Source organism: Larkinella ripae, from assembly GCF_054780775.1.
The window spans coordinates 205,939-221,821 of record NZ_BAAGVR010000014.1; the positions used below are offsets into that span (position 1 = coordinate 205,939).

The following is a 15,883-nucleotide window of genomic DNA, read 5'->3' on the forward strand; positions in this document are numbered from 1 at the left end:
AACGATCCACGAATCAACCTTGCAGAATGAATAAAGGATCGTTTGCCCTTGTTGCCTCGCTCAGCGGGCTGGGGTTGTTGCTGATGAGCGCCGGTTTTATGGAAGATTTATTCAAATCCACGGTATTTACGCCCGCGAACGGTTTCACGTCCGGCGTCGAAGGTCCGGCGGTGGACAAAACCGGGACGGTTTACGCGGTGAATTTCGGGAAGCAGGGCACCATTGGGCAAATTACCCCGAACGGAGAAGCCAGCATCTTCGTGGCGTTACCCGAAGGCAGCATTGGTAACGGAATTCGGTTCAGCAAAAAAGGCGATATGTTCATCGCCGATTACCCCAAACACAACATCCTGAAAGTGGCGGCCGGCTCGAAAACCGTCCAGGTTTTTGCCCACGAACCGCGCATGAACCAGCCCAATGACATCGCCATCGACGGCAAAGACCGCCTGTACGCCAGCGATCCGAGCTGGAAAAACAGCACCGGCAACCTCTGGCGCATCGATACGGACGGCAAGGTGACCCTGCTGGAAGAAAACATGGGCACCACCAACGGCGTCGAAGTCAGTCCCGACGAGAAACGGCTGTACGTCAACGAATCGGTGCAGCGGAAAGTGTGGGTATACGATTTGTCGGCGGAGGGCAAGGTAAGCAACAAACGCCTGCTGATCGAGTTTCCGGATTTCGGCATGGATGGCATGCGCTGCGACGCCGACGGCAATCTGTACGTAACCCGGCACGGCAAAGGCACCGTCGCCAAGGTGTCGCCCGATGGCAAGGTGATTGAGGAAATCCAGCTAGTCGGCAAACGGCCCACGAACATCTGTTTTGGCGGTAAAGACGGCCGTACGGCCTACGTCACGCTCCAGGACCAGGGCAACCTTGAAAGCTTCCGGGTCGACAAACCGGGCCGGGAGTGGACGATGCGGAAGAAATAAACGTTTGGTTGCCGGGAGAAAACCGTCCGAAAACGTCTCCGGTAGTTTCCATCACTTAGTCGATCCAGTTCGCCAGTTTGATTCGATCCATGTTTTCAAAATCACGGAAATTGCGCGTCACTAACGTATGATTATGCGTAATTGCCGTTGATCCGATTAAGAGGTCAAACTCACCGACCGGCCGCCCGATTCGTTTCAAGGCTGTTTTCTGCCGGGCATATTCAGGAAAACTTAGTCCGATCACTAAAATCCGGCCTGCAAATGCCGTGCGTAACCAATTTAGATTTTCCCGGTTTTTGGTCCGGCGGCCCGGGTCGCTATTTTCAACACCGTAAAGAAGCTCAGCAATCGTAATTTCTGACAGGAAGCAGGAAGTAATGCCGACCTGGCTAATTTTTCGATCCAGATCGTACTGCCCCCTGAATAAGTAAATGCAAATGTTGGTATCCAGTAAATAACTCATAATTCGACATCGCGCGGACGATCATTACGAGCACTGTAAATCCGGCGGACCAGTTCTTCGCCGGTTTCTTCCCCCTCCCAGCTTCCGAAAAATTGGTTCAGGGCTTCTTGCTGATCGGCTGGTTTTGTATCCCTATGCTGCTCAGAAAAGGGCAGACCCAACTGCTTGGCAAACGCTTTGACCTGCTCAAAAAGGGTATCATTCTGTGTTTCAATAATGATGGTGTGAGTCATATCGGCCTCCTTTCTTTCTAATTAAAAACCGGGTCCATTCGATTTAGGTTCTAAGTTACAGCAAAACCAGGGCTTCGGCAATTTGCATATCCTTCGTAAATCCTCCTACCACCGCGACCGCTTTAACTTTTCGGGTTGCAGCAGGCGAATGGTGGTCCCGCTGATCTCGATCAAACCGTCGGTTTTGAATTCGCTCAGCGTCCGGATCAGCGATTCGGTGGCTGTGCCGACCATCGCGGCCAGATCGTCGCGCGAAAACTGGATCACCGGCTGGCTGGTTCCGTGTTGCAAACTTCCGTGAAGCCGCAGCAACGTGTCGGCGACCCGCCGGCGCAGCGAGTTGTAGGCCATGCCGAGCAGTTGCTGCTCCCGGTCGGTGACGCGGTTTGCCAGCAGTTGCACAAACCGCCGGGACACTTCGCCGTCGCGCGAAACCAGATCGATAAAGAATTCGCGCGGGATGTAGACCAGCTCCGAGTCTTCCAGCGCCACGGCCGAATCCGTCTGATCGGTTTGCTCCAGCAGGCTCACATAGCCAAAAAAATCACCCGGCTGATACAAACCGGTGATAAATTCCTTGCCATCCGGGTTGGTTTTAAAGGTTTTCACCCGGCCGGACTGCACAAAATACAAGCGCAGCGGCTCGTCGCCCTCCGAATACACAAACTGCTTTTTCCGAATCAAATGGCCTTTCCGGTCTACGGTCAGCGAGTCGATGCCGGTGGCGGTTTGGGCATCGTCCAGAAACTGCACCAACCCGGCTTTGGTCGGTTCGTATGCGGGCCGCATCTGGTCGAAGCGCTTCAGACGTCCTTCCACCGCGTTCAGCAGTTCAATTTCGTCGAACGGTTTGGTTAGGTAGTCATCCGCGCCCATTTCCATGCCCCGGCGAAAGTCGGCGCGCTCGGTTTTGGCGGTCAGAAAAATAAACGGTACGCCCGACAGATCCGGGTTTTTATTGAAAATATGGAGCACCCCGTAGCCGTCCAGAACCGGCATCATAATGTCGCAGATCACCAGATCCGGTTTGGTCGCCAGGGCTTTTTCAACGCCGGTTTTGCCATTTTCCGCCGTCAGAACGTGGTAGCTGGCGAGTTCCAGAATCTCGGCGGTATTTTCCCGAATGTCGGTATTGTCTTCAATAAGCAGAATCGTTTTCATAACGGAAGGAAAGGGTGACGGTGGTTCCCCGGTTAAGGTGACTTTGGAAGTCGATGGTGCCGTTCAGCAGCGCCAGGTACTGGGCGACAATGTGCAGGCCCAGCCCCGTTCCCTGAATGGCCGTGGCGTTTTTAGCCCGGTAAAACCGCTCAAACAGGTGCTTCTGGTCCTCTTCCGACATCCCAATGCCTTCATCCTGAATCGAAATCCGGACCTGGCCGTCGCGGCCATACAGCCGCACCCGGATCGGCTTGTGTTCGCCGGAGTATTTAATGGCGTTCGACAGCAGATTAACCAGCATCTTGCGCACCAGCGAGGGGTCCAGCCAGACGTTACCGCTGCAATCGGACTCGGTTTGGATCGTTTGCCCTTCTTTCAGCATTCCCTGAACGTCGGCAACGACGCTGGCGGTCAGTTCGGTCAGATCGAACAGGGAATACGATGCTTCAATTTTCCCTTCTTCCAGTTTGCCGACCGACAGAAACTCTTCCAGAATGTCGTTCAGGTGGTTGACCGACGCTTTGATCCGCTGGATGTGACGGTTTCGCTTGTCCTGTTGCTCGGTCGTCGTATACTTGTTGAGCAGATCGGCGGAAGTCAGAATGGCGCTCAGGGGCGTCCGGAACTCGTGCGACGCCATCGACACAAACCGGGATTTGAGTTCGCCCAGTTCGCGCTCGGTCGTCAGGGCTTTGGAAAGTTCGTCTTTCGACACTTCCAGCTGGTGCAGCGTCACCATGAGCGCGTTGGTCCGGTCGGCCACTTTCTGTTCCAGTTCGGCGTTCAACTGCTCGATGCGGTTTTTTTGTTCAATCAGCGACTGCTCGGCTTCTTTTTTAAAGGTCGTATCGATGATATACGCCACGATGTAGAGTTCTTCCTCCTGGTGAAAATAGCTCAGGCTGATTTCGGCCGGAAACAGAGAACCGTCTTTCCGCTTCACGTGTAAATCGCGCCCGTGGCCCATCGGCCGCACTTCCGGATGGGCGTTGAACGATTTTCGGAGGTTTTTGTGCAGGTCAACCAGCGGATCGGGCACCAGCAGTTCGATGGGCTGCCCCACCATTTCGGTTTCGGAATAGCCAAACAGTTTAAGCGCGAACTGACTGACCGAAATCATCCGGCCCCGGCTGTTTGACAGGATAATCCCGATGGTGGCATTGGCAAAAACGGCAGGAAACAGGTCGGTAATCATACGGTATCATCCGGTTTCCTGCAAAGAAAAGCGGATCCGGGGATTACGTGCAAGATAAACGGAAAAAATGAGCCGCCCCCTGACAACTGTCAGTTCCGAAGCTAACCAGCCTCAGGGTTGCTCCGGCACAAAAGAAGCAATTTTACAAAACCGGGCGGCCAGAATCCCGTAAACCAGAAACCCATTTTGATCGTCAAACAACCGTCTGTTGTATGGAAACGGCTCTTTTTCACCCTCTCATCGTCCCTGCTAAAACAGCGGTTTTGCTGGTCTTTGTCCCCACTGTACCGACGCAACCGATCAGCCAGCTGCTGGAACGGGTCCGGGCGGAAGTGGGCGATTGCGTCCGGATCACCCGCGTCGATCAGCTCATGCACCCCGAAGTAGTCCGCAGTTTTGGTGTGCAGCAACTGCCCTCGTTCGTGCTGCTGAAACAGGGCATCGAAATCTGGCGGCACATGGGTTTGCTCAATTCGGCGGAGCTAAGCCGGCTCCTGACCGAGCGTTTACAGGAAGCGGCCAACTGGTAAAAAAGTAACAGGAGTACCCGGTCGACTTGCTGTTCGGAAACGTTGTGTTGAAAAGTCAGGAAAACAAAACCCTGCCAGTGGTCTAAACCGCCCCGGCAGGGTTCCTGCTACCATCTTACTCAAAACATATTCGACTAGGCTATTATTTTCGGCATCACCGGCAAAACCGCTTTCGATCCGGCCGGTTGGGCCGATCGCCCGGACGGGCGAATCAACTGCAAGTAACACCGGAGAATTAAGAGCGAGCTTAAGAAAAACTTAAAATTACCTTAGAACCGCCCGCCGACACCCCCGTTGCGCCCCGACGGCGGTTTTGAAAAGAATGCGATTGCAGCCGCTTTTTATAGCACTTTACGGTTTCTGAGCGTTAGGTCTTCAGGCACCTTTCTGGCCCTGTTATCCAGACCATGTCCCAGTATCGTAAAAAACCGGTTGTCATCGATGCCCTTCGCTGGAACGGCGCCAATCAGGCTGAAATCGAACAGTTGGTTGGGCGGTCCCTGACACCCGGCAAAACCCCGGAGTCGCTGAGTATTCCCACGCTCGAAGGCGACCTGACCGCCGATCGGGGTGATTACATCATCAGGGGCATCAAAGGTGAATGTTATCCCTGCAAACCGGACATCTTCGAGGCAACTTACGAACCCGTCTAAATAGGTACTTCTTCGTTCGCGGCCCGCAGCGCGCTGAAAAAATACGGGAGTCCGACAACCTGCGTAAAATCCTTGTTCTGCTCTTCTTCGGGCAAACCGCCCGGCCCGTCGAAAAGGGCCAGAAAATGGTGGTGTTTCTGCGCGCGAAGCTCTTTTTTATGCTTTTTCCACAGCGCTTTATCCGGCACCGGAAACCAGCCCAGCAACAGCTTTTCGGCATTCCAGCGCCGGTGTTCCACTTCCCCCAGTTCGGCAATTTCGCCCGGCGTCCAGTAATCGTCCCATCGCAGGGGGTCAATTTCGTCCCATTTCCGACCCATCAACCGGAGCTTCACCCAGGCATGGTCAGCCGCCTGAATGTTGGCCCAGCGATCAACTTCGTTGATGTTGAGCCAGCATTCGTCGGCCCAGTTCTTAACCTGTTCCGGGTCGATCGTCGCCAGTTGAGCCAGCAAATGCCGGGTTTTTTCCACATTGGCCTGGTTGGGGTCCGGATGCCAGGCGGTTTGGTTATCAATCGACCACTTTGTAAGATGCTCCCGGAGGGAACCCAGCGTATCCAGCACGTCTTCATTGGGGTATAAACTGGCGTACAACAGGGCAATTTGCCGGGCCAGCCGATTGAACGACTCGTTCTTAATCGCGTGAACCGTGCACTCGTGAATCAGATTCCCGAAACAGGTCACCGGCACGTACGACGCCAGGCCGTTGAGTTTCATTTCGACATACTGCTCCTCATCCGGGTCGGGGAAATTATAGAAGCAGAAAACCTGCACATCGATCTGGCGCTGGCCCGCCGGTTTTCCCAGCTTGAGCCATTCGATCCGGGGCAGAATACTCCCCAGCAGCGAAGCCGACTCCAGGCCGGTTGGCAGGCAAACGTAGATGCTGACGGCCCGCTCGGGCGTCAGGTAGTCATAGAGCGAGAACTGGGCGTCGATTAATTCCCGTTCGGCCGTGGGCAAAGGTTCAAAATCAATAATCGAGCGGTTTTTCGACAGAAACGTATACCGCCGGACGGTTTCCTGGGTCGAACCCGCGCCGACGAGCTGCTGGATTTTGCTCACCGGTTCCAGTTCAGGATGCGCCTTCCGGAAGGCTTCCACGTTCGGCCGATCGGCTTCCGGGTAATACACCTTGATGTGCAGGTGCCGGGACGTGGTGTAATGCCCCAACCGCAGGCAGGACAGGGCAATCTGCTCCGCCAGCTGGTCGAATCCGATCAGAATCACTTGGGCGATCCCGGTTTTTTCAGCCGCCCGAAACCGGTCAATCGGGTAGCGCAGGAGCAGCCGCCGGGCCGTATTTTCACTGATGCTGAACGTGTGCAGATACTGCCGGGCGATCTGCTGGAGCAGGGAGCGCTGCCGGATGTTCTGCAAATGGACATACCACTTCGGCTGCGGGCCCTTTTCCGACGACCCGGTTTTGTGTTTCAGCACGAACAACTCATCCAGCTCCTGGGCGCAGCGAAAATTGTTTTCGTCGGATTCGCTGATGACATAAACTTCGTTGGCCTGCCAGAAAAACGTCTTCAAAATGGCCTGGCGGGAAGTGCTTTTGCCCTGAAAAAGCCAGATTCGCTGATCGGTCAGCAACGCGAGCGAAGCCGGATCGCTCAGGTCGGTCAGAAAAACAACGCGCTCTTTCCGGTTTTTGGCCAGATCGTAGGCCACGTCGATGGCCATAATTCCGTCGCCAACCACAACGCTGAAACGGCCCCAGAACCGACGGTGCAGAAAAAACATAAACCGCCCGATGTTCTCTTTGCCAGCCGCCAGTGCAAACGCCAGAATGAAGGCGTAACCCGCCAGAAAACCGCCCAGAATCCGGGCGGTTTTCAGCCAGGCATTCAACTCAATTTTTTTGCCGTCCGACTCTTCCTCCTTTGAAAGACTCTTTTTGGCTTTTGCATCTTCCGGCGGAGATTCCTCCAGCATTGAAAAAACCGACGTATTGAGCGTGATCAGATTGGCGGCTCCGAAAAAACTATCGACGCTGTTGCCCAGCCGGGCCTGCATGAATCCGGCCGTACCGAGCGTCAAAATCGCACTAGCAATGACCAGCGGATAAACAAACTGCAAGAGCAGCTCCCGCACCGGATTGTACTTCACGAACGCCCAGCCCGCTGCCCCGTACAAACCGCTGATGATGCCCCAGGTCCATAAATCCTGTTCCGGATACCAGGTTTTAAGAAGATCGATCCCGCAGAGCAGCAGAATGCCTCCGCCAATCACATAATACAAAAAGGGCAGTTTCGACGCGGCCCGCTTCAGGTTCTGCCAGCGGGACACGCGCCGGTTTTCCAGCCTGGTTTCGACCCAGCTGTACGGCTCGGCCACGGGCCAGTCCACCTGATTTCGGGCAAACCGGCGCCCAATCGGAAAATGGTTTTGCCGGCGGGGCACCACCAACTGATGCAGGGCCTGCGGGCGGGCCGGGCGCTTGATCGTGGTGCCCATCAGGCTCTTTCCCAACACCATCATGCGCACCACGTCGGATGTTCCTCCCACCCCACCGCCATCGACCCCGTCCCAGAGCGCAATGAGGTGATCGCAGGATTCGGTCAGAAATTTCCCCAACTCTTCGTACCCCGCCTTCCGTTGGCGGGTGGTCAATTGACCGGAATAGTCCTCAAAAAGTCCGACCCGGATGGTAGCCGGTTTTTCCAGGCGTTTCTCAAAAGCAAGCCGCGCTGATTCGTCCTCCGGATCAGCAAAATTATCCGCGCTGTAGTGCTGCGCCGGCATCGTGAGTGGCAGGCAAAAAACCGTATCCGGCAGCTGTTCGGCGCATTCGGCCACCAGTTGATCGGCCCCTTTGGCATAGGCTGAAATCAGCAGGACCGGTTTGCCGGCCTCTTGCCGAATGGCTGCCAGCCTGGCCTGAACGGCCGCCCGGATAACCGGTTCGGTGCCGGGAAGCAGATCACGGTGGCCCGTGACGCCCACAAACACGTAGTCGGTTTTTCGGTAGTTCGTCGCAAAATTTTCTTTCGTGTAGAGTTCCTGCATGCGCGCAACCGGACGGCTTTTGCAGTGTCATGAGCGTCGAACGCCCGAAGCCAAAACGGTTGCCTGAATCTAAGTAGTTCTGAAGGAAGCTACAAGCCGTCCGGTTTCGATTGGTGCAAAAAACCGGAACGCAGGCGGTTTTTGCGCGCTTACTCCTCCGTGCGAGGGCGCAGAAAATACGCGCTGCCACCGGTTTTACGGGTTTGCTTCCACCACGGTTTTCGAGCTTTTCAGGATTTCGTCCCAGCCCTTTTCCGAGCGTTTAAACCGGTCTTCGGCCCCTTTTTCCGGCCCCACATCGTCGGTGATGGACAGCACGGTTTCGCCGATCGGCTTTGGCCCGAACGGTTCGCTTTACCACAAACGTGTCCATTTCTTCCAGGAATTGAAAAGGATAGAATCGCCTGGCCGGACCGATTGTTTGAACCTAACATACTGACGGTGAAACGCTTAGGTCTGAATGACGCCGACGTTGAACGGTTTGGTGATCGGCGCGTGGTTGGCGGCTTCGATGCCCACCGAAATCCAGGTGCGGGTCTCGAGCGGGTCGATCACGGCGTCGACCCAGAGCCGGGAAGCGGCAAAGTAAGGCGAAAGCTGTTCGTTGTATTGATTCGTAATTTTTTGCAGGAGTTCCTGCTCTTTTTCGGGCGTAATGGTTTCGCCTTTGGCTTTCATCGAGGCCACCTGAATCTGCAGCAGCGTTTTGGCCGCCGAAGCTCCGCTCATCACTGCCATCTGCGCCGTGGGCCAGGCCACCATCAGCCGGGGGTCGTAGGCTTTGCCGCACATGGCGTAATTGCCCGCGCCGTAGGAATTTCCGACCACCACCGTAAACTTCGGCACCACCGAGTTCGCCATGGCGTTGACCATCTTGGCGCCATCCTTAATAATTCCGCCCTGCTCCGACCGGCTGCCCACCATAAAACCGGTCACATCCTGCAAAAACACCAGCGGTATTTTTTTCTGGTTGCAGTTCATGATAAACCGGGCGGCTTTGTCGGCCGAGTCGGAATAGATGACCCCGCCCATCTGCATTTCGCCCGGACCGTTGGTGCCACCCGCGCCCGTCCGGCCTTTTGCTTTCACCACCTTCCGCTGGTTGGCAACAAGGCCCACGGCCCAGCCGTCGATGCGCGCATACCCGCACAGAAGGGTCTGGCCGTATGCTTCCTTGTATTCGTCAAATTCGGAATGATCGACCAAACGGGCAATGATCTCGCGCATGTCGTACGGTTTAACGCGGTCGGCCGGCAGCAAATCGTAAATTTCCTGCGGATTCCGGGCCGGTTTGGCCGGTTCCGCGCGGTTAAAACCGGCCTTGCCCGACTCGCCGATTTTATCAAAAATCCGGCGAATGGCGTCCAGACAACTTTTGTCGTCGGGGTATTTGTTGTCGGTGACGCCCGAAATCTCGCTGTGGGTGCTGGCTCCGCCGAGCGTTTCGGCATCAACCTCTTCGCCAATCGAGGCTTTGACCAGATACGGGCCGGCCAGAAAAATAGAGCCGGTTCCCTCCACAATCAGGGCTTCGTCCGACATGATCGGCAGGTAGGCCCCACCCGCCACGCAACTGCCCATGATGGCCGCAATCTGCACGATGCCCAGCGCCGACATCTGGGCGTTGTTCCGGAAAATCCGTCCGAAATGCTCTTTGTCGGCAAAGACCTCGTCCTGCAACGGCAGGTAAACACCCGCGCTATCGACCAGGTAAATGATCGGCAGGCGGTTTTCCATCGCGATTTCCTGCGCCCGGAGGTTCTTTTTGGCCGTGATCGGAAACCAGGCTCCGGCTTTGACGGTCGCATCATTCGCCACGATCACGCACTGCTGCCCCGATACGTAGCCGATGCCAACCACCACGCCCCCCGACGGACAACCGCCGTGTTCGGCGTACATGCCTTCGCCCACAAACAAGCCGATCTCGATGAACGCCGAACCGGCATCGATCAGGTAGGCAATGCGCTCGCGGGCGGTCAGTTTGCCCTTGCGGTGCTGGTCTTCGATCTTTTTCGGGCCACCGCCGAGTTGGGTGTGGGCCGCCTTGCGGTTTAATTCGTCCAGAAGTGGGATCATCGGGGTCGGGTGCGGTTTTTAAGCGAAAAGACCAAAACTAAAAAGACCTGCAGGGTTTTAAAAACCTTGCAGGTCTTGCCAATTTGTCGGTTTTCTTATTGCGTTGAATCCGAAACAACAACCGTCGCGCTCTGCGCCGGGCTCGTCGCGGCTTTCTTTTCTTTCCGCCCAAACAGCGAGAAATGAACGTACCGTTTCGGGTTTTCCCGGAAATCGGTCAGCAGTTTTTCCAGGCTGGCCGTGGCGCCATTGACATTTTTGTACAGCGCTTCGTCGCCCTTCAGTTTGCCCAGGGTTCCTTTGCCGCTGTTGATATCAGCCAGCATCTGTTGCAGCGTTCCGATGGATTGGTTGGCGTTCGCCAGCGTCTCGCTCAGTTTCAGGGCGTTCAGCGAATCGGCAAAGGTGCCGGCTTTCGACAGCAGCGGTTTGATTTCCTTCTCGGTTTCGGCCAGCGACGCCGACAGGTTGCCGAGGTTCGTCATCAGCCGCCGGATGTTCTCCCGGTTTTCGCCGATCGTCAGCTGGACGGCGCCGGTGGTGGTTTCCACGCCTTCCAGCGTCCGGTTCAGAATGAGGCCCGTCCGGTCGAACTGTTTGACGATTCTGTTCAGGTTGATCGTCAGCGAATCGACGCTGTTCAAAACCGGCAGCGTTTTTTCCTTGATCAGCGAAGTCAGCCCGGCTTCTTTGCCGCTGAGCAGCGTATCGCCTTTTTCGAGCTGACTGGCGGATTGATTGATTTGCAGCACGATGAGTTTGCCGCCCAGCACACCGGCATCGGCCAGAATGGCTTTGGAGCCCCTGCCGATCCCGATCCGTTTGTCGATGTCGAGCGTAACCAGCAGCTGATTGTTCCGGGTCTGTAAAATATCGATCCGATCGACCCGTCCGACGTTCAAGCCGTTGAGTTGGACGGGGTTTGAGGGCGTCAGGCCATCGACGTTATCATACACAACGACGTATTTGTTGGAGCTGGAAAAAATATCGGAACCTTTGAGGAAATTAAATCCGAAATAGAGCATCACCAGTGTTACCACCGCCAGGATGCCAACTTTTGCTTCTTTTGAAATATTCATGCGTGGATGTGTGAAGGAATGAATGGCTGGATGGTCAAAAATGGTTGGTCAGATGGTGAACGGTTTTACGGTTAGAAATGGTTGCTGGGTTCTAAGAATTCATCCTCAACCACTTAACTCTTTTATCCATTTAACCATTCAGGCGTTTTTTAACCATTCAAATCATCTCTTCCATTCAACAATAAAAACCGTTGCGAAGTTAGCAACAACTGGCTACTCTCCAGCATCAACTTCTTCTTTATACGCCTTGAACGCCCGAAAAATGGCGTTGGCCATTTCATTCTGTCCTTCTTCCGACGCCAGATACCGTTCTTCGTCCGGATTGGTGATGTACCCGGTTTCTACCAGTACGCTGGGCATGGTGGTTCGCCAGAGCACCAGAAAACCGGCCTGTTTGACTCCCCGGCTGGGGCGCTCGGCGTTTTTCTTGAAACTCCACTCGACTTTCTGGGCGAAATCAACGCTGCTGTTCATGAACGCGTGCTGGTAATTGGCCAGCATGATGTGGGCCAGGGGCGAGTCGGGGTCAAAGCCCTGGTAATTTTCCTTGTAGTTACTTTCTTTCAAAATAACCGCATTTTCGCGTTTGGCAACGTCCAGGTTCCCGTTGGTTTTGTGCAAACCCATCGTGTAGGTTTCCGTGCCGTTGACTTTGCTCGACGACGGACTGGCGTTGACGTGGATCGAAATAAACAGATCGGCTTTGCTGCGGTTGGCAATGGCCGAGCGTTCGTTCAGTTCGATGAACACATCCGTTGAGCGGGTAAAAATCACCTTGACGCCCGGCAGTTCTTCCTTGATGCGCCGACCCAACTCCAGGGCAATCTTCAGGACAATCCGCGACTCCCGGTTTCGTTTGGTCATCGTGCCGGGGTCTTTGCCACCGTGGCCGGGGTCGAGCACCACCGTCCGCAAACGGCCCGGTTTGACTTCGGCCTGCTCGTGCTCTTGTTTTGGATTATCCTGCGGAATAACCGGTTTCATACCGGGCAGCACCACCAAACCGAGAACGAGGAACAGCAACGAACCGCACATCAACAGCACCCGGCTGGCGGTTTTGGACGCCATTCCGGATGCTTTAATAATTTTTAACAGGTTTAACCGTTTCAAGGCAGTGATTGGAATGATGTTAGCGACTAACTTTGTAATCCGGCTTCGGTCGAAATCCGGTTGGCAACCCGGCCTGAACAACGGACCGTCTAAGCCAGCGCTGTCTTACGAGCAAATATAATTTTTTTGATAAAACTGAAAAATACATACTTTATTATACGGAACCTGGTTAGTTGCCTGATCGTTGTGCTTCCGCTCATCGCTCACGCGCAGCAACAGCCGGCGCGCCGGACGATCCCGGCGTTTACCCCGCGTTCGGCCGCCCCCAGTTCGGCGACGGTTACCGGCAATTCGGTGATTGTGGACACCACCCGGCGAAACGCCACCGGGGATTCGCTCCGCGTGGCCCAACTGGATTCGGCCAATCGTAACGGTAATTTACAAACAACCGTCAACTATTCCGCGAAAGATTCCACGCTCTTCGACGCTACGGGCCAGATTGTTGAACTTTTCGGCGATGCCAAGGTCGATTACGGCGACATTCACCTGACGGCGGCCTACATCAAGCTCAACTGGACCACCAACGAGGTTTTCGCGAAGGGCCGCTACGATTCCACAGCGAAAAAAATGCTGGGGCTACCGGTTTTTCAGGACAACAGCGGCCGGTATGATACGCAGGAAATCCGCTTCAATTTTAAATCCAAAAAGGGGTTTATCAAGGGCGTCATTACGGCCCAGGGGGAGGGCAATGTGCGGGGAAAAACCGTTAAGAAAGACGCCGAAGACAACCTCTACATCCGGAATGCGATTTATACGACCTGTAATCTGACCACGCCCCACTTTCACATCAACGCCAGCAAAATCAAGGTTGTTCACAACAAACAGCTCATTTCCGGCCCGTTCAACCTGGTGATCAACGACATTCCGACGCCTTTGGCCCTGCCGTTCGGTTTTTTTCCAATTCCGAAAAAAAATGAAATTGGCACCTCGGGCCTGATTTTTCCGCAGTACGGGGAAGAACCGAACGGACGCGGTTTTTACCTCCGCGACGGTGGGTATTACTTCGCCATCAGCCAGTATGTCAACCTGAGCCTTCGGGGGCAGATTTATTCCAACGGAAGCTGGGGACTCGGCCTGGCGTCGGAATACCTGAAACGCTACCGCTTTGGCGGCAATTTCGCCCTGACCTACGCCCGAAACCGCACGACCTCGCTCGTGGATACGGCTTCCAAACCACGCAATGATTTCAGCATCGTCTGGTCGCACTCGCCCCGGCCACGCGGCAACTCGCAGTTTTCGGCCAACGTCAACATCAGCAGCAACAGTTACAATCAGTTGAACACCTCGATGGCTTCGCGAAACTACGTTTCCAACGCGGCCAATTCAGGGGTCAACTACAGCCGTAAATTCGGGCAGTACGTCACGAGTTCGGCCAACCTGAACGTCAGTCAGAACTTCGGGCGGTATAACCCCACCACCAACACCCGGGAGGGCGGCCAGACCAACATTTCGTCCGGCATTAACCTGGGCGTTACGCAGATTGCCCCGTTTGCCCTGAAGGGCGGCACGGGCCGCTGGTACGAAAGTTTCCGGCTCGGCCTGGATTTCAACGCGCAGGCCATCGTGAACAACACGGCCCGTACCGTGGATGTGACCAACCTCGGTTTTCCAATTGTAACCACGCTGACCATTCGGGGAGACAGCATCCAGCGGCAGCGGGACAGTCTGGCGGCTCTGGCCAATCAGGATGTCTACATCAACTCCAACCTGATTCCGCTGACGCTCGAGACGCTGCCGACGGTTTTGAAAAACGCGCAGATTCAAAGCCGCTATTCGATTCCCATTTCGCTGCCGAACTTCAAAATTGCCCGTTACCTGAACTTCACCCCCGGTGTTTCACTGAGTGGCGATTTGTACACCAAATCACTGCAATACACCTACTTACCGGACCGCCGGGCGGTGAAGGTCGATACGCTGCCGGGGATTTCGGCCACGTATTTTCTTTCGTTCAATGCCTCGATGAACACCCGGGCCTACGGCACGTTCTTTATCCGCGCCGGACGGCTGGAAGCCATCCGCCACACCATTGCCCCCTCGATTTCATTTAGCTATACCCCGGATTTATCCACCGCATTTACGGTGGACCTGCCGCAATACCGCGACCCGACCGACACCACGCGCGCGCTGCGGGTTTCGCGCTATCGGGGCCTGGGCGGCACGGCGGGCTCATCCACCTTCACGCCCCGGGCCGCCACCCTCAGTTACAGCATCGTGAACCAGATCGAAATGAAGGTGCGGTCGCGGAGCGATTCGGCCCAGAGCGAATTCGAGAAGATTTCGCTGTTCGACAACATCAGCCTGGCGGGTTCGTATAACCCCTACGCGACCCAGTTTAAATTTTCGCAGGTTAACCTGAGCGCCAACACCCAGATCCTGAAGAAAATCAGCTTCAACTTCTCGACGGTTTTCGATCCGTACGCGTATTCCGATACGGAAGACATCCCGACGGGCGTGTACTACCTGATGTATCAAAATCAGTTTTACCAGACCGGGCCTTACGTCAATACGTACCGGCTCAACAAAATCGACAAACTCGCCATCACGCAAGGACAGGGACTGGCCCATTTGCAGAACCTGAATTTTTACCTGAGCACGCAGTTTGCGCCCAAGAACGCCCAAAAACCGAAGGTGGCTCCTAATCAGAATGCACAGACGCCCACCGATGCCGCCGAACTGCGACACCTCAATAAAAACCCGGAAGATTACGTCGATTTTAACATTCCGTGGAGCGTCAACCTGAGCTATACGTTCAGCATGACCAAGTTTACTCCCATCGAAAGCCAGATCATCCAGACCTTGCAGGTGACGGGCGACCTCAGCCTGACGCCCAAATGGAAAGTTTCGCTCCAAACCGGTTTTGACTTTGCGGCCAAAGCGCCTTCGCTTACCACGATCACGGTGCACCGCGACCTGCACTGCTGGGACATGAACTTCAGTTACACGCCGTTTTCCGGCAACCGCTTCCGGTCCAATTTCTACTCGTTCGATCTGCGCGTCAAGTCTACGATTCTTCAGGATTTGAAAATCAGCCGCCGTCGGGGCAGTTCGCTGGGTGGCTACGGTTATTAAAAGCCAGCAAAATCAGGCTCTGCGCCACCGGAAAACCGTATAGTAAATGGTCTGCCAGACCGGGCCCTTATTTGATTACCATTGCGGGTGTATTTCGGGCGTTTCCAACGCCCTCGACTTTCTAAACCCCATTGTATGGCCCGCAAGACCGTTACGCAGTACGCCGTTTTTCATACCATCGGCGGCACGTCCAGCATTGTTCTCTATTATCAGGGCGGAGGAGCCGATACGGTTTCGGACGTTCCCGTTGCCGAAGCCGCTTACGTGGTGGACCTGCTGCGGAACGAAAAACCGATGTCCTACGACCACGATCGCAAACGGCTTTCCACGCTAACCGCCGAGCCCGTCGGCGAGGGCGAATAGAT

Annotated in this window: 14 protein-coding genes; 5 read left to right on the forward strand and 9 right to left on the reverse strand. The window is 55.1% G+C overall.

The window, feature by feature from the left end; genetic code table 11:
• The first annotated feature begins 26 nt into the window (after window positions 1-26).
• Window positions 27-935: an SMP-30/gluconolactonase/LRE family protein gene (locus ACYVHX_RS07710; RefSeq protein WP_460671056.1), complete on the forward strand. Its 909-nt coding sequence runs from the start codon at window positions 27-29 to the stop codon at window positions 933-935.
• 55 nt (window positions 936-990) lie between these two features.
• Here ACYVHX_RS07710 and ACYVHX_RS07715 read toward each other — a convergent pair whose 3' ends face one another.
• The 4 genes from ACYVHX_RS07715 to ACYVHX_RS07730 form a co-directional block, all read right to left on the reverse strand.
• Window positions 991-1,398, reverse strand: a complete 408-nt coding sequence (locus ACYVHX_RS07715) for a PIN domain-containing protein (protein WP_460671057.1) — start codon at window positions 1,396-1,398, stop codon at window positions 991-993.
• On the reverse strand, window positions 1,395-1,631 hold the full coding sequence (locus ACYVHX_RS07720; protein WP_460671058.1) for a hypothetical protein: 237 nt from the start codon (window positions 1,629-1,631) through the stop codon (window positions 1,395-1,397). Before ACYVHX_RS07720 ends, ACYVHX_RS07715 begins: the two co-directional genes overlap by 4 nt.
• Window positions 1,632-1,736: 105 nt before the next feature.
• On the reverse strand, window positions 1,737-2,792 hold the full coding sequence (locus ACYVHX_RS07725) for a response regulator (protein WP_460671059.1): 1,056 nt from the start codon (window positions 2,790-2,792) through the stop codon (window positions 1,737-1,739).
• On the reverse strand, window positions 2,770-3,987 hold the full coding sequence (locus tag ACYVHX_RS07730) for a PAS domain-containing sensor histidine kinase (RefSeq protein WP_460671060.1): 1,218 nt from the start codon (window positions 3,985-3,987) through the stop codon (window positions 2,770-2,772). Before ACYVHX_RS07730 ends, ACYVHX_RS07725 begins: the two co-directional genes overlap by 23 nt.
• 212 nt (window positions 3,988-4,199) lie before the next feature.
• On the opposite strand from ACYVHX_RS07730, the gene ACYVHX_RS07735 reads away from it, so the two are divergent.
• Both ACYVHX_RS07735 and ACYVHX_RS07740 read left to right on the forward strand, forming a co-directional pair.
• Window positions 4,200-4,517 carry a thioredoxin family protein gene (locus tag ACYVHX_RS07735; RefSeq protein WP_460671061.1) on the forward strand — a complete coding sequence of 106 codons (318 nt, stop codon included), beginning with the start codon at window positions 4,200-4,202 and terminating at the stop codon, window positions 4,515-4,517.
• A gap of 407 nt (window positions 4,518-4,924) precedes the next feature.
• Window positions 4,925-5,170, forward strand: a complete 246-nt coding sequence (locus ACYVHX_RS07740; protein ID WP_460671062.1) for a hypothetical protein — start codon at window positions 4,925-4,927, stop codon at window positions 5,168-5,170.
• Here the strand turns inward: ACYVHX_RS07740 and ACYVHX_RS07745 are convergent.
• From ACYVHX_RS07745 to ACYVHX_RS07765, 5 genes are all read right to left on the reverse strand, one after another.
• Window positions 5,167-8,184 carry a hypothetical protein gene (locus tag ACYVHX_RS07745; protein ID WP_460671063.1) on the reverse strand — a complete coding sequence of 1,006 codons (3,018 nt, stop codon included), beginning with the start codon at window positions 8,182-8,184 and terminating at the stop codon, window positions 5,167-5,169. The two genes, ACYVHX_RS07740 and ACYVHX_RS07745, sit on opposite strands and share 4 nt — an antisense overlap.
• A 195-nt stretch (window positions 8,185-8,379) precedes the next feature.
• Window positions 8,380-8,502 carry a hypothetical protein gene (locus ACYVHX_RS07750; protein ID WP_460671064.1) on the reverse strand — a complete coding sequence of 41 codons (123 nt, stop codon included), beginning with the start codon at window positions 8,500-8,502 and terminating at the stop codon, window positions 8,380-8,382.
• A 132-nt stretch (window positions 8,503-8,634) separates the two neighbouring features.
• Window positions 8,635-10,260 carry an acyl-CoA carboxylase subunit beta gene (locus ACYVHX_RS07755; RefSeq protein WP_460671065.1) on the reverse strand — a complete coding sequence of 542 codons (1,626 nt, stop codon included), beginning with the start codon at window positions 10,258-10,260 and terminating at the stop codon, window positions 8,635-8,637.
• A 95-nt stretch (window positions 10,261-10,355) separates the two neighbouring features.
• Complete coding sequence (locus ACYVHX_RS07760) at window positions 10,356-11,339, reverse strand: MlaD family protein (RefSeq protein WP_460671066.1); 984 nt, start codon at window positions 11,337-11,339, stop codon at window positions 10,356-10,358.
• A gap of 213 nt (window positions 11,340-11,552) precedes the next feature.
• Complete coding sequence (locus ACYVHX_RS07765; RefSeq protein ID WP_460671067.1) at window positions 11,553-12,407, reverse strand: N-acetylmuramoyl-L-alanine amidase family protein; 855 nt, start codon at window positions 12,405-12,407, stop codon at window positions 11,553-11,555.
• A gap of 228 nt (window positions 12,408-12,635) precedes the next feature.
• Here ACYVHX_RS07765 and ACYVHX_RS07770 point away from each other — a divergent pair, with 228 nt between their 5' ends.
• Window positions 12,636-15,518 carry a putative LPS assembly protein LptD gene (locus tag ACYVHX_RS07770; protein WP_460671068.1) on the forward strand — a complete coding sequence of 961 codons (2,883 nt, stop codon included), beginning with the start codon at window positions 12,636-12,638 and terminating at the stop codon, window positions 15,516-15,518.
• A 135-nt stretch (window positions 15,519-15,653) separates the two neighbouring features.
• Window positions 15,654-15,881, forward strand: a complete 228-nt coding sequence (locus tag ACYVHX_RS07775) for a hypothetical protein (protein ID WP_460671069.1) — start codon at window positions 15,654-15,656, stop codon at window positions 15,879-15,881.
• Window positions 15,882-15,883: the final 2 nt, after the last annotated feature.